Annotated in this window: 8 protein-coding genes; 4 read left to right on the top strand and 4 right to left on the bottom strand. The window is 52.7% G+C overall.

Annotated features, from left to right (window positions below; all coding sequences use genetic code 11):
* Positions 1 to 333: 333 nt before the first annotated feature.
* The 3 genes from SH527x_RS17990 (at position 334) to SH527x_RS17980 (ending at position 5,110) form a co-directional block, all read left to right on the top strand.
* The gene (locus tag SH527x_RS17990) at positions 334 to 1,020 is read left to right on the top strand and encodes a hypothetical protein (protein ID WP_437192064.1); all 687 of its coding nucleotides are present in this window, start codon (positions 334 to 336) and stop codon (positions 1,018 to 1,020) included.
* A gap of 1,137 nt (positions 1,021 to 2,157) precedes the next feature.
* Positions 2,158 to 2,805 carry a carbonic anhydrase gene (locus SH527x_RS17985; RefSeq protein ID WP_437192063.1) on the top strand — a complete coding sequence of 216 codons (648 nt, stop codon included), beginning with the start codon at positions 2,158 to 2,160 and terminating at the stop codon, positions 2,803 to 2,805.
* Between the two features lie 337 nt (positions 2,806 to 3,142).
* Complete coding sequence (locus SH527x_RS17980; RefSeq protein WP_437192062.1) at positions 3,143 to 5,110, top strand: SulP family inorganic anion transporter; 1,968 nt, start codon at positions 3,143 to 3,145, stop codon at positions 5,108 to 5,110.
* Between the two features lie 307 nt (positions 5,111 to 5,417).
* Here the strand turns inward: SH527x_RS17980 and fusA are convergent, their stop codons facing one another.
* The 3 genes from fusA to SH527x_RS17965 all read right to left on the bottom strand — a co-directional run bounded on the left by fusA (position 5,418) and on the right by SH527x_RS17965 (position 10,838).
* Positions 5,418 to 7,550, bottom strand: coding sequence for an elongation factor G (gene fusA / locus SH527x_RS17975; RefSeq protein WP_437192061.1), 2,133 nt, complete (start codon positions 7,548 to 7,550; stop codon positions 5,418 to 5,420).
* 729 nt (positions 7,551 to 8,279) lie between these two features.
* Positions 8,280 to 9,848: a bifunctional phosphoribosylaminoimidazolecarboxamide formyltransferase/IMP cyclohydrolase gene (gene purH / locus SH527x_RS17970; protein WP_437192060.1), complete on the bottom strand. Its 1,569-nt coding sequence runs from the start codon at positions 9,846 to 9,848 to the stop codon at positions 8,280 to 8,282.
* A 261-nt stretch (positions 9,849 to 10,109) separates the two neighbouring features.
* The gene (locus SH527x_RS17965) at positions 10,110 to 10,838 is read right to left on the bottom strand and encodes a hypothetical protein (RefSeq protein ID WP_437192059.1); all 729 of its coding nucleotides are present in this window, start codon (positions 10,836 to 10,838) and stop codon (positions 10,110 to 10,112) included.
* A gap of 557 nt (positions 10,839 to 11,395) precedes the next feature.
* On the opposite strand from SH527x_RS17965, the gene lpdA reads away from it, so the two are divergent.
* Positions 11,396 to 12,778 carry a dihydrolipoyl dehydrogenase gene (gene lpdA, locus SH527x_RS17960; protein ID WP_437192058.1) on the top strand — a complete coding sequence of 461 codons (1,383 nt, stop codon included), beginning with the start codon at positions 11,396 to 11,398 and terminating at the stop codon, positions 12,776 to 12,778.
* A 105-nt stretch (positions 12,779 to 12,883) separates the two neighbouring features.
* Here the strand turns inward: lpdA and SH527x_RS17955 are convergent, their stop codons facing one another.
* A complete protein-coding gene (locus SH527x_RS17955; protein WP_437192057.1) occupies positions 12,884 to 14,245 on the bottom strand; it encodes a sigma-54-dependent transcriptional regulator in 1,362 nt (453 codons plus the stop codon).
* Positions 14,246 to 14,774 lie beyond the last annotated feature (529 nt).

Below are 14,774 nucleotides of genomic sequence, written 5' to 3'. Positions count from 1 at the left end.
CAACGATTACCCGACCGCAATCGCCCCTCAAACCCCACACAACCCGTGCAACTTTCATTAAAGATCGTTCCGTTCAGCTCGGGCGATCCCGTTCGACCGCTCACAGAAAAAGGAGTCCCAAAGACAGCTTCTTCCTGCATCGTCAAATTCCAGTGGTAGAGTTGCTTAGTGAACTTTCAGCAAATGATCGTTCTGCAAGAAACGACTTAATGCGGTCTGGGCGATGCAGACTCCGGAACGATGAACCGGACCTGCTGGTGAGCAACACTCTCCGTCTTGGTGAACGGCCCAAAAGATCCTGCGAATATATAGAGATGCACTGGAGCGATTGTCATGGGATCAATCAAAGGTCGAAGTAGAAACACGTTCTCGGACGGTGTCCCCACAAAAGAATCCAGCAGCTTCATCGGGATCTCTGACCAGCAGTTAGAAGAGCATCTGGACATCGCCCGTTACGGCAGTTTCCTGCTGACAGATGCAGTCCGACCTTCCTTCGATCTGGCAGTTGTGCCGAGCGCTGGATGGCGTCGTGACAATTATCGCGACAAGGAAACTGGCATCGACGTTCCTGTGATCATGGTTTCACAGACACGCGAAAAACTGTTTGACCTGTTCATCGACCTGCTGGAACCACTCGGAGATGAAGTCGACGTTGTACTGGAAACGAGCCATGACAACCGACGCGGCGAACACGAAGATCTCTATCGGGAACAGATCGACCTTCCCATTCTAAAAAGTCTTCTCTACGACTTCGAAGACAACATCCTGAACGATGGGTGCTTGGGAATTGCCGTTCTGAACGCACGCGTCCCGATGGAAGTTCAGTTCGATGAGCACAAACTGTTGATCATGTACGGACATGACCTTGAGCCATTCGAAGAAATCCTGCGAAGCCATGGTCTTCGCCAGAGCCGAACACTGAAGTTCATCACTGAAGCCGAACACATTCATTCATCAACTGATGACATGACCGACCGTTTCGCAGAACTCCGTTACCAACTCGGCGTCGACGAAGATTAGACCGTTTCGGTCTATCAAGTTGCCGTTGAACGCCAGCTTGCCTTGGTTTCAGGCTGAAATGCCGACAATCCATTAGAAGCAGACTCACAGAACGCCTCGCCGGCAAAAACTAAAAATCGTCAGCCGCGATTCCAAACAGGAAGTTGCTCTTTATGCACTTCTTTTTGGAATCGCGGCTTTTTCTTGCAATGGGGTCTCCCCTGAGTCACGACGGAGGCTAACCCCCAACCCGACACAACACTTTAGCCTTTACTGTGATGTCATTTACATCAGCCCCCTCAAGAGACCTCCAGGCCATTTCCCTGAGAGAAACGGACTCCGGATCAAGCTCAGCGTCGATCGATCATTGAAGCAAAAACAGCAGACTTCGCGAGAAAAGTGCTGTTTTTGTGCGCCAAACTCTTCACGTCAGCGGAGAAAACTTACGGAAATATTACTTGGCACATTTTACGCTTGACGATAAGATCAAGACGGTGGAATCGACACATGGGGCGAATGCCTGTCGGTTCCGAAAATTGTGAGGAGTCACGCTGACGAAGAGTTCCATGTTTGACCGTTGGAAAAAAGCTCTGTTCCACGTAGCCTTGGGGTTGATCCTCTTGGTCGGAACTGCAGCAACACCCAGCGTCCGCTACACGGAAAACCACGCTGACAGTTCAAGTAGCACAGCGTTCGAGATCGTTGTTTCCAACAGCTGTCTCCCGCGCCGTTGCTCTGAATCGACCCGCCGCCTCTTGCTGAGGTCTTCTCCGTGCGGGATTAACGCTCGTCTGGAATGCTGCCCACGTGATTCACGGTTGCGGCGAACATTTCTGACAGTCTCCGGACATGAATTGGCCGGGCATCTTTTGGCTAACGGCTTGTTAGCTCCAATGTTGACGTAGCACCGTAACCACACTCTATCCAGCGATCTGGCCGAAGGTGTGTCCCTTCCGACCGGAACGCAACGAGTATGGTGAAACACTGTGAGCGAGTCAGCGAAAGCGTTGTGCGCTGAGATGCGTATCGCGAGAAGCTGCCATCGAAACAGACTCGAAGTCCCCTGCTGAACTGTCATGAGCCTCGACATGAAGGACTCTGACCGGAGGGGAGATGCTGCGAATCCGAAACAAGCAAGTCAAATCGCAAGGTGCTTCTATGAATAAGTTAGTTCAAGGCATTCAACAGTTCCAATCCAAGGTCTTCACTCAGCAGGAAGAGATGTTCCGTGAGCTGTCGAAAGGACAGGCTCCACCAGCATTGGTCATCACCTGCTCTGATTCACGAATCTGCCCGAACCTTTTGACGCAATCTCAACCTGGCGAACTCTTTGTGCTGCGCACTGCTGGGAACATTGTTCCTGCTTACGGCGCCGTCCAGGGTGGCGAAGCCGCGACTGTTGAATACGCCGTTGCCGCATTGAAAGTCCAGGACGTCATCATCTGCGGTCACTCGCATTGCGGTGCGATGAAAGCTCTCCTGAACCCAGAATCGCTGAACCAGTATCCTTCTGTAAAATCTTATCTTCATCACGCTGAAGCCACCCGTCGAATCGTTGAAGAACATTTCAGTGACGAAGTGTGTGAAGAACTGCGATTGCAGCACACCATTGAACAGAATGTTCTCGTTCAGATGCACAACCTGCGCACCCATCCATCGGTGGCCGCGGCGTTGAAAGCAGGACAGCTCCGACTTCACGGTTGGGTCTATACGATTGAAACAGGTGCAATCACTGCATTCAGCGAAGAAGAGAGCCGGTTTATGGCTCTTCAGGAACACGCCGCGTTTGCGGAAGCCATTGCCTAGTCGGCATTAAGCAAAGCAGTGTGAGACTCAGAGCCCTGTCATTATCGTGATGAGGTCAGTTTATTCATTTAATCTGGTCTCATCCGATCGCAGGCGAGATGTATCTCTCGTTTCACACTGCAGCCGGTTGGCTCTCAACTGTCGAACAGTCACCATCCAGAAGAAGACTCGGTTTTCTTCTTAGGGTGGACTTTTCGTCTCCCTCCCCCCAGCACAGTCACACCAAAAGTGTGTTGTGTCCACACTTCAGAACATGCCCTGACACAATCGCCACGACTTCAAGGTGAGTCCGTGCGATTTCGAGATGTCGAACGTGCAAGCACAGGAATAGAGTCTCATGCACTCGGAACAGTCAAAAAGCGAAGTTCTTCAAACATCGCCCAACAAGAAGCGAAGCACTTTCTCCAGTGACTTTGCCGCTTCGATCGTCGTCTTTCTCGTGGCCCTTCCATTGTGTATGGGGGTCTCCATCGCATCTGGCGTCCCCATTGCAGCTGGTCTCGTCACAGGGATTGTTGCGGGAATTGTTGTTGGTTTTCTGGCTGGATGCCCTTTGCAAGTCAGCGGACCTGCAGCTGGTCTGACCGTGATTGTTTATCAGGCAGTGCAAACGCACGGTCTGAAGATGCTCGGGCTGATCGTTCTGATTGCTGGGATTTTCCAGCTGATCGCAGGCTTCATGCGATTCGGACAATGGTTCCGCGCAGTCTCCCCTTCTGTCGTGTACGGAATGCTTGCAGGGATCGGGGTCCTGATTCTTGCGAGCCAGTTCCATGTCATGCTGGATGACACCCCGGGTGGAAGCGGCGTCAAAAATCTTCTGACCATTCCTTCTGCAATCACCAAAGCAGCACACGTTCCGCAGCTTCCTGCGAAAGATATGCGGGGCGACCTGCAATCGATCCTGAAGGACCTTGGCGATCTTCACCGCCGACAGATCAGTCTGAACGAAGAGGTGACAGAGCGCATTCCTGATCACACCAAGAAACTGCAACCAGAAGCTGCCATTGAGTTGACCGACTTTGGCCCACGTCAGGCTGCCATTCTTGAAGAACTGAAATTGATTCAGCAGCGCGGGCTGGAACTCAAGGCTGACTTGCCAGTCAAACGGCAACGCATTGAGGAACTTGGAAACTTGGCAATCAAAGATCAGGAAGTGAGTCTTTCTGCACTGGAGTCAAACCGAAGCGACCTGATCGTCACGACTCAAGTCCATGCAGCTGAGGCCATCACCAACTTCCAGAAGGCCTTCAAAAACCACGAATTCGCGGCAGCCCTGGGTGTGTTGACCATCATCGTCCTTGTGCTCTGGAAAGCATTCGCCAAAGGCCCGCTCGCAGTCGTTCCAGCACCACTTGTCGGGGTCGTTGCCGCAACCGCGGTCGCCACCTACTGGCAGTTGCCAGTGCTGTATGTGGAAGTTCCAGCAGCCATCATGGAAGACCTTCACTTTGTGAAATGGTCGACCATCATTGACGCGAACTGGGGCGGAATTCTGACCAGTGCTGCAGTGATCGCTGCCGTGGCAAGTGCTGAAACCCTGCTCTGTGCAACTGCGGTCGACTCCTTACACTCAGGAGCACGCACGAACTACGACAAAGAACTCGCCTCACAAGGCGTCGGAAATATCATCTGCGGATTCATGGGCGCATTGCCAATGACCGGAGTGATTGTCCGGAGTTCTGCTAACGTTCAAGCCGGCGCCAAAACACGGGCATCATCTATTCTGCATGGTGTCTGGTTTCTCGTCTTCGTCGCCTTGCTTGCATCCATGTTGAAGATGATTCCAACTGCAGCGCTCGCAGGAATCCTCGTCTACACCGGTTACAAGCTGGTCGACAAGAAGGCTGTTGTCCACCTTGCAAAATTTGGATGGAGCGAAGTCTTCATCTGGGCGGCAACAGTCTTTGTGATCGTTGTCGAGGACTTGCTGCTCGGTGTCATCACCGGCCTGGTCCTCGCTGTTGGAAAGCTTGTCATCAAGTTCAGCATGCTGAAGGTGAATGTCGTCAGCAATGCCCACTCAAACGAAACGACCGTCAATCTGGAAGGCAACGCGAGCTTCCTGAGATTGCCGAAGCTCGCACGTGGACTTGAACGAGTCCCTGCAGGTTCGACTGTTTCGTTTGACCTGAGCAAGTTGAACTATCTGGATCAGGCATGCCTCGAACTGCTGGGACAGTGGGCCGAACAGCATCGCCAGACGGGAGGCAACGTCGAGGCCGACTGGAAGATGATGGAACGATTCGCCTGTGGCGCGATCTCAAATGCAACTTCCACAGACAAGCTCTCTCGAGTCGCATAACACCGGGTCGCCAGAGTAATGACGATGTAAAGCATGATGACGATGTCATAGACCACACTCGTAAAGAGTATCTGTGACCAGATCAGCTTCACGGGAGTCACCAATCAAGGTGAGTCGCCATTTCCAAGGAAATGGTTGCTCACCTTTTTTTGTTGAACGATGACTCTATCACGTCTGCCTGACATCACCCGAGCTGCGGCGGCTTCACACTCGGGCATTCACTCGAACCGATAAAAACAAAAAACCCGCAGGTGAGTCAGGGAATCCCATTCTCACACTGCGGGTCAGATCGAACTAACTCGCGAAATTACTTCTTCGCTCGTTCAGCTTTTTCCTTACGACGACGTTCAACAACTTCTTCCTGAACGTTCTTTGGAACCTGCTTGTAGGATCCGAACTCCATGCTGAAGCCCCCTTTACCCTGGGTCATTGAGCGAAGTTCGTTTGCATAGTCGAACATGCTCGCCAGTGGGATTTCGGCATTGATGTAACAGGTCTTTTCACGGTTGTCGGTGTTGGTAATCACACCGCGCTTGCTGGAAAGGTGACCTGTAATGGCTCCCTGATAATCATCCGGAGCTTCCACTTCGAGCCTCATGATCGGCTCAAGCAGAACCATCCCTGCTTTTTCAAGGCTGTCACGCATGGTTGCCCATCCGCAAGTCTCGAACGCTTTTTCCGAAGAGTCGACGTCGTGATAGCTACCGTCCACAAGGTCGGCACCAACACGAACCACTTCACACTCGATCAACGGACCTTTGGTCAGAGCGCGGATGAAACCTTCTTCCACTGGCGGAATGAACTGCCCTGGAATACGTCCCTGACTGATCTTGTTGTTGAACTGGAAAGTTGGTTCAGCATCTTCTGGCAATGGATAAATCTTGCCGACGATGTGAGCGTACTGCCCAGATCCCCCGGTCTGCTTCTTGTGCTTGTAGTTGTACTCGATTTCTTTGGTCGGCATTTCTTTGTAAGCCACTTTCGGCTCACCAACAGTCACTTCGACCTTGTATTCACGCTTGATACGCTCGATGTAAATTTCGAGGTGCAGCTGTCCCATCCCTGCAATGATTGTCTCATTGGTTTCAGCGTCGGTGCTGACATGGAATGTTGGGTCTTCACGACGGAATCGTTCGAGTGCCTTACCGAGTTTGTCGGCGCCATCGCGCTGAGCTGGCTCGATCGACAAACGAATCACCGGCACTGGAACGAAGATGTTTTCCAGAGAGTAGTTCACGCTTTCATCGCAGAACGTATCCCCGGATGCACAATCGATCCCCACGACGGCGATGATGTCCCCACAAACTGCTGAATCGATATCTTCGCGATCATTCGAGTGCATACGCACCAGTCGGCCGAAGCGAACTCGCTTGCCGGTACGGGTGTTAATGTAACTCTCACCCTTCTTGATCGATCCCTGATAAATTCGGGTGTAGGTCAACTGGCCGAACTGTTCCATAACCGTCTTGAACGCCATGCAGACGAGCGGTTTGGACGGGTCGGTTTCGAGGTCGACACGGAGGGTTTCCCCTTCTGGAACAGTCCCGTTCTTGTGCCCCTTTTCAGTGCCATCGATATCAATGGCTGAAATGTGGCGATCCAATGGGCTTGGCAGGTAATACAGAACAGCATCAAGCAGTTCCTGAACACCTTTATCCTTGAACGCTGTTCCGCACATCACTGGTGTGATGGACTGAGTCAGTGTTGCACCGCGAATGATCTTACGGATCTCTTCGACCGGGAATTCCTTCTCTTCCAGCAGCGCTTCCATCAAGTCATCGCTGAACATGGACAGAGATTCGAGCATTTCCTGGCGGCGTTCTTTGGCCTTCTCCAGCAACTCAGCAGGAATTTCCGTCTTGACGACCTGTTCGCCGCGCGGTCCTTCGTAACGGACAGCTTTCATTTCGACGAGATCGATTGCCCCTTCGAAGTTGGCTTCCGCCCCGATTGGCATCACGATTGGAACTGGAGTCGCGCCGAGTTTGTCGCGGATCTGCTGAACAACGCTGTAGAAGTTCGCCCCGGTTCGGTCCATCTTGTTGACGAACGCAATACGTGGAACTTTGTAGCGCTTCATCTGGCGGTCGACGGTCAGAGACTGGCTCTGAACTCCACCCACTGAGCAGAGAACCAGAACAGCACCGTCCAGAACGCGAAGTGAACGTTCGACTTCGACTGTAAAGTCCACGTGTCCCGGAGTATCGATCACGTTGACAACGGTATCTTTCCAACGCACCTGGGTGGCGGCTGAAGCAATGGTAATCCCGCGCTCACGCTCCAAGTCCATGAAGTCCATGACCGCGCCGTCGCCGTCGCCCTTCACTTCGTTAATCTTGTGAATTCGACCGGAATAAAACAGGATGCGCTCGCTGAGCGTCGTTTTCCCAGAGTCGATGTGGGCGGAAATCCCGATGTTCCGAATTTTTGAAAGATCCATTGCGAACCCAGTTAAAAATAAAAGATTTTGAAGAGCTTCGGCAGCGGCTTCTGAAGAAACCAGAGGCCGTTCTCTACGACGGCAGCCAAAAAGAGACAAAAAGCACGGCGAGTGAGAGTCACTCAATTCACAGTGGACTGCATGGCATATCTGCCCGGCCATCCTCGCAATTGATTGCGTGGATGCCGTTAAACCCGAACGGCTCGAATGGGGTTCTGCATGCTAAAAGTCCTGTCTTGAAAACGCTGAAAAACCTGAAATCCGCCATCAGCCGGTGCATCATTCCTCACTTTGTTGACCAAAGTGTAACAACACAGGCAGCCGGTCGAACTTCGTCGGTAACCAACGGCATGAGCTGGATGCCGTCCTCAGACGCATCAAGTGAAAGGCGAAGACTCGAATTTAGAGCCTCTAATCAACAGACCTTCCACGACGCTACGCTTCTCGACCACGTAGGATCTTATCGAGTCGCATGTCTCGGGGGAAGAGGAAAACAAATCAAAATCTGTCTCTTTTATGCGAGCCTCAAACTCAACGGTCTTACCGGAAAAAGCAGACCCCGATCAGAAGATCAGCCACAACATCAGTCCGGAAAATTCGTTACAAGAAACGTGAGACTCCCATTCCCGAAGCAAGATGCAAGCGATCAGCAAACAAAAACAGGGCCTCGTACTGAACGAAGCCCTGTCGAAAAACCTGCTGACCGGCCGCACGACAGGCCGAATCGGATTAGTGTTTGAAGTGGCGACGACCAGTAAAGATCATCGCAATTCCATGCTCATTGCACGCCTGAATCACTTCTTCATCATTGCGTGATCCACCCGGCTGAATCGCAGCGGTCACTCCTGCTTTTGCAGCATTATCAATTCCATCACGGAACGGGAAGAAGGCGTCGGAAGCGATCACCGATCCCTGACTTCGATCCCCGGCCTTGAAGGTCGCGATCATCGATGAATCGACCCGACTCATCTGCCCTGCCCCAGCTCCCAGCAACATTCCGTCTTTCGCAAGCACAATTGCGTTCGACTTCACATGCTTGCATACCTTCCACGCGAATTGCAGGTTTCGCAATTCTTCGTCCGAAGGAGCACGATTTGTAACGACCTTGTATTCGCTCTCCGGATCCTGCTGATCGTCGCGGTCCTGAACAAGTAACCCGCCAGTCACTCGACGATAATCGAGCCCTGAAGACTGGTTGCCTAACATTGCTTCACACTGCAACAGGCGAACGTTGTTCTTCCACTTTGGTTTTGTGGTCAGAATCTCGAACGCCTGGGCGTGGTATGCCGGTGCGATAATCGCTTCAATGAAGCGTCCCGGTTCAGCAAGTGCTTCGGCTGTCGCGACATCGAGTTCACGGTTGAACGCCAGAATCGACCCGAAGGCACTGACTGGATCACCGGCATACGCCTGCAGGAAGGCATTCACCAGATCGGAACCCACAGCACAACCACATGGATTGGTGTGTTTGATCACCACAGCGGCCGGATCGCTGAACTCGCGGACCAGATTGAAGGCGGCGTCCAGGTCGAGCAGGTTATTGTAAGACAGCTCTTTGCCATGCAGCTTCTGCGACCTGGAAACCGACGCTGCCGGAGCGTTCTTTTCCACATAAAACGCAGCAGACTGATGAGGATTTTCGCCGTAACGAAGATCGGCATCTTTCGTAAATGTCAGCGACAACTTCTCAGGAAACTTGCTGACACTTCCCTGTAGCGTGAGGAAGTAATCCGAGATCGCGCGATCATACTGCGCGGTCATCTCGAACGCTGCCTGAGCGAGTTCCCGCTTGAACTCGAGCGTCAGACCCGGACCGTTCAGTTGCTCAAGAACGCGATCATACTGCTCCGCCTTGGTGACGATCCCGACGTAAGCATGGTTCTTCGCTGCGGAACGGACCATACTTGGACCGCCGATATCAATGTTCTCAATCGCATCTTCGGTTGTCACATTCGGCTTGGCGATTGTGGCTTCGAATGGATAAAGATTCACGACAACGAGCTGAAACGGAATAATCCCGTGAGCCTGAATCGCTTCAGCATGCTCTGGATGATCAGGCATCCCGAGAATCGCACCGTGAATTCGTGGGTGCAGCGTCTTCACACGGCCGTCCATGATTTCCGGAAAGCCGGTGTAATCCGAGACATCAATCACCGGAACACCGAGATCTTTCAGGAACTTCGAAGTTCCACCCGTCGAGAGAATTTCGAAGCCCAGTCGCGCGAGTCCTTGAGCAAATGGCCCGAGACCTGTTTTATCGCTGACACTGATCAATGCTCGACGCGGAGCTGTACTCATGGCAATGCGTTCCCGTTTCAAAAAGTGAAGTGAAACAGGCTATCCGAGCTGACGACGGGACGCAAACGCGGCAGATCAGGTTCCTCTTTCCAATCAGGAAGTTCCCAGCCGAATTCGGTCTATTCTGAACTCAGGCCCCACCCAACAACCAGTTCCTGCCCATGGAACGGAAAACAAATAAAGCGAGGCGACTTCATCCCGGAAGTCGCCTCGCAGTCGCGACATACGGCGGTTTTTAAACTCTTCTCAAGACTGGCAGAACTACTTCTTCAGTTCGATCGTGAATCCAGTTTTACCCAACGGAACAGATGTCGATTTTGCCTTCGTTGGATGTACAGGGACCATTAAAGGACCACCTTTTCCAGGAACGCCATACGGAGGGATCACTTTTCCCGGCACCACTGGGACAGGCTTCACCTGATAAACCGGATATGGTGCCACTGGAGTCGGAACCACAACCGGATTGGGAATCACTGGGACCGCAGAAGAAGCTGGCAACCCGGTTAATTCGAGATGCAACTGATTCAGATTCACTTCAATTCCGGCCAGCATCTGGATGGCGTGATCAACGTGAACATTCCCTGAGTGATGAGTCTCCGGGTGGTACACATACCCCTTCGGGATCAAGTGATAAGACCCGGAACGGTGTACCGCAAAGTCACAGGACAGCAGGTGCGACTTCAACTCTTGCACGTGCTCAAAGGCGTGATCCAGTTCCCGATCCACAACATGCGCAGGCCGACGCTGATAGATCAAAACCTGAATCTTATGCAGATCAGTGATCAGGTTTTCGACGTCCTGCAACAGATGTCGCTGATCCCGGGATCGTGCGAACTCGTCATAAATCTCCCACCGCAGGTCGCGTGCTGCCGCGAGTGCCGTGAACGTTAAATCGTCGTACCTTCTGGCAGCACCTTGTGCGAAAACTGTTGTCGCCAAAACTGGAAGAACAAATGCCGCAACCAGAACTCGAATCAATGCAGTCTTCATAATGATGACTTTCCGTATGTAAGTTTCCAGCCACGTTTGAAAACCGTTTGCACTGGGAATACATCTTGGAATAGCACGTCGAGTGCCCAACTGGTTCAAACAATTCCGAATGATCCTATTGTTCTACAGGAAAACGAGTTGCACGATTTCACCAGTTCTGAGCACAATTACGAAAGCGCCATCCGGCAGATACAGCCGAAGATCAACTCGACGACATGCCATCTCATATCATCGGTCCAACATTCTCTCCTCTCCGGCGCGCTCCAGCTCCACCCTGATGACGTCTCCCCAACTTCAACGATGCATTTCTGATATTTCATGACCTCGACACATTCCACGAGGCATCATTCCGTCAACCGATGCCAGCCTGATGACGCTTCTATGAGGCGAGAAAACTCCGATTCGTCAAAAATCTTACCGCCGCATTCTGGAAGTCCCCTGCAAAAGAGCCTATGAACATAACCATGAGTCTATAGATATTAATGATGGCACAGGCGACAGACGTCATGGGTGACGCACGGCCGATGCCGACGAACGATCGGAAAATGTGAACCCACATGGCAGACTTTGATCTAGTAGTGATTGGTGGTGGACCTGCAGGCTACATCGGAGCGATTCGAGCATCTCAGCTCGGGAAGAAAGTCGCGATCGTTGAAGTCGAAAGCAAAATGGGGGGCACCTGCCTGCGAGTCGGTTGCATCCCCAGCAAGGCGCTGCTCGAATCCAGCCATATTTACGAAGCAGCCCAGCACGGGGCCGCAGATCGAGGCGTCACAATCGAAGGTGTGAAGCTCGACCTCGGGGCCATGTTGAACCACAAAGCGAAAGTCGTTGAGACTTTTGCCGGTGGCGTTGATGGCCTGATGAAGAAAAACAAAGTCACGCGACTGCTTGGCCGCGGACGTATTGACGCTCCAGGTAAAGTCACCATCGAAGGTGCCGAAACCAAAACCATCACGGCAGACGCGATTCTGATCGCGACCGGCAGCCAGCCAGCGACTCTGCCGAACGTCGTCCTCGATGGCAAACTTGTCGGTTCCAGCACTGAAGCACTCTCATTCGAGGAAGTCCCAAAGAACCTCGTTGTGATCGGTGCCGGTGTCATTGGTCTCGAACTGGGAACCGTCTGGCGTCGCCTCGGCTCCAAGGTCACTGTGCTTGAGTTCCTCGATCGCATCCTGCCTGGCATGGACACCGAGATTGCCAACGAAGCCCTGAAATCCTTCAAGAAACAGGGAATCGAATTCCGTCTTGGAACCAAAGTCACCGGCGTCAAGACCACAGGAAGCGGCTGCGAAGTCCAGATTGAAGGCTCAGATCCGCTCGTCTGTGATCGCGTCCTCGTCGCAGTGGGACGCAAGCCAAACACCGAAGGTCTCGGGCTCGAAAAAGCTGGCGTGAACATCGACAAACGTGGCTTCGTGGCGGTCAACGACCACTACCAGACCAACGTCAAAGGCATTTACGCTGTCGGTGACGTCATCGGTGGACAGATGCTGGCTCACAAAGCCGAAGAAGAAGCAGTCGCCTGCGTCGAGCACCTCTACACTGGTTATGGTCACGTCAACTACGGTGCGATCCCAGGTGTTGTTTACACCACCCCGGAAATTGGTGCCGTTGGTAAGACCGAAGACCAGTTGAAAGCCGAAGGCATTCCTTACCGCAAAGGGGCTTTCCCATTTGCTGCGAACGGACGCGCTCGGGCCAATGGAACTCCAGACGGCAAAGCCAAGATCCTCGCTCACAAAGAGACCGACCGCATCCTCGGCGTTCACATCATCGGCCCAATGGCTGGTGAACTGATCGCTGAAGCGGTTGCTGCTATCGAATTCGGGGCAACAAGCGAAGACCTCGCCCGTTGCTCACATGCTCACCCAACACTGTCAGAAGTGCTGAAAGAGGCCGCTCTGGCAGTCGATGGCCGAACACTCAACATGTAATCGGACGACGAATCGGAACGCAAAAACGGCGTCGAGTTGAATTCAACTCGACGCCGTTTCTCTTTTCACACGATCTCTACGTTCACCATCCCTGGGAAGTCAGCATCAGATCTCAATGCCAAGTTCTTCGATCTTGCGATAAAGACTCGACAGACCGAGCTTGAGCCGTTTCGCTGCTTCCCGTTTGTCCGGCCATTGCCGCAAAACGCGAGTGATGTGCAGCCGCTCATAATGTCGCAACGCACTTCGCAAATCGTCTGTATCCGGAAGCGGTTGTCCCAGCCCCAGCAGATCCGGCGGCAGATCACCCGGCTCAATCTGAGTGCCGTCACACATGATCACCGCGCGTTCGATCGCATTATCCAGCTGGCGAACGTTCCCCTTCCACTGAGCCGACATCAACAGACGAATCGTCTCACTCGAAGCACTGACAACACGTTTTCGCAATGTGCGTGAATGCTTGGCCACGAAGTGATCGACCAGTTCCGGAATATCATCGAGCCGTTCACGCAGCGGCGGAATCCGAATCTTCACGCCATCGAGACGATAGAAAAGGTCTTCCTGAAAATTCCCATCCCCGACGAGACGCAATAGGTCTTCGCTCGTGGAGGCAATAATCCGACAGTGAACCGGATAGGTTTCTGCTCCGCCGGAAGGCATACTTTCCTGATACTCAATCGCCCGCAACAGCTTCGTTTGGGTTCCCATCGGTAAACTGGCGATCTCGTCGAGAAAGACCGTTCCGTCCCCAACGGTTCGCAAAATCCCGGGCTGCGACTTACTGCCGGATTCGCTACCGAACAACTCAGCTTCCAGCATTTCAATGGGCCGCGTTCCACAGTTCACCGCAAGAAATTTCTGCTCCTGCATCGGACCTGCAGAGTGAATCGCTCTGGCGAACAGTTCTTTTCCCGTCCCGGTTTCACCCACAAGAAGCACGTTGGAGTGGGTCGCTGCAATTTTACCAATCGTTTCATGCAGAACACGAAGTGGCTCGCTGGAACCGATGATCTGATCAAACCGGTTCGGCTGTGCGAGTTCGCGCCGGAGCTTCTGGTTCTCTAAATAGAGATCCCGGTACTCAAAGACGCGGCGTAATTTGTGTGCGAGATCGTCGAAGATGACCGGCTTCGTCAGATAGTCGAAGGCACCTGCCTTGAACGCTTCAACCGCCGATTCCACTGTTCCATATGCGGTGATGATCAGTACGAAGACTGACGGGTTGATCTTGTGCATCAACCGCATCATCTTGATTCCGTCCCCGTCAGGAAGCTGGATATCACAAATGGCGACGTGGAAGTCTTTCTCACGCGCCCGAGCAATCCCCTCGTCCACCGAGACTGCTTTGCTGACCTGATACCCTTCACTGGTGAGAAATTCGGCGAGCGTATTCCGAATCACCGGCTCGTCTTCAACGATCAGAATCTGACGTACAAAATTTGGATCGGAAGTCAAACGGGTACTCATATAGACAGGATCCGAAGGACAGAAACAGACCGTGGGGTAATTTGCCTGGGCGTCTGTGCGACACAATTTCCGGTGGAACCCGTAAAACGGTATCGAGAACGATCAAGAATCGCTTCCAAAATCGTCGCAGAAGCCGCCAGCAAGACGATCGGACATGCGTGCCTGAACAGGTCCGTCATATCTTTTGGAACAATCCTCTGGTGGACTTCACACCCCGGCATTCTAGACGATTCCGCCGACAATTGTGCAGCGGAGAAGAGAACGTTTTTCAACAATTCCGTTCCGGAATCAGGGTCTGCACACAGGATCGCGTGATCTCTGAAATCGTCGATCGGAACGCCCCGTGAAACGGCTCCGATAAGCATCAGTGCCACCCGACAGCTCCATCAAAACGCACAGGAAGTTGCGGTGGTTCAAGGAGTTCCACGCTCGTGGCGCTGGATACAGCTCATCGCTGGAACGATGAAACAGAATCCGCCAAACAGGACGACCGCTACAAATCCACCACCACTGCAGACGAAGCTCGTCC

Source organism: Planctomicrobium limosum (assembly GCF_051465645.1).
In the GTDB taxonomy this organism is placed as follows: Bacteria; Planctomycetota; Planctomycetia; order Planctomycetales; family Planctomycetaceae; genus Planctomicrobium.
Note: the sequence above shows the minus strand (reverse complement) of the source record. Positions and strands in the feature narration are given on the sequence as shown.

Excerpts from the sequence above, each read along its gene's own strand:
- SH527x_RS17955 (WP_437192057.1), bottom strand. The coding sequence starts at position 14,245 with ATGAGTACCCGTTTGACTTCCGATCCAAATTTTGTACGTCAGATTCTG.
- lpdA (WP_437192058.1), top strand. The coding sequence starts at position 11,396 with ATGGCAGACTTTGATCTAGTAGTGATTGGTGGTGGACCTGCAGGCTAC.
- purH (WP_437192060.1), bottom strand. The coding sequence starts at position 9,848 with ATGAGTACAGCTCCGCGTCGAGCATTGATCAGTGTCAGCGATAAAACA.
- SH527x_RS17965 (WP_437192059.1), bottom strand. The coding sequence starts at position 10,838 with ATGAAGACTGCATTGATTCGAGTTCTGGTTGCGGCATTTGTTCTTCCA.
- fusA (WP_437192061.1), bottom strand. The coding sequence starts at position 7,550 with ATGGATCTTTCAAAAATTCGGAACATCGGGATTTCCGCCCACATCGAC.
- SH527x_RS17980 (WP_437192062.1), top strand. The coding sequence starts at position 3,143 with ATGCACTCGGAACAGTCAAAAAGCGAAGTTCTTCAAACATCGCCCAAC.
- SH527x_RS17990 (WP_437192064.1), top strand. The coding sequence starts at position 334 with ATGGGATCAATCAAAGGTCGAAGTAGAAACACGTTCTCGGACGGTGTC.
- SH527x_RS17985 (WP_437192063.1), top strand. The coding sequence starts at position 2,158 with ATGAATAAGTTAGTTCAAGGCATTCAACAGTTCCAATCCAAGGTCTTC.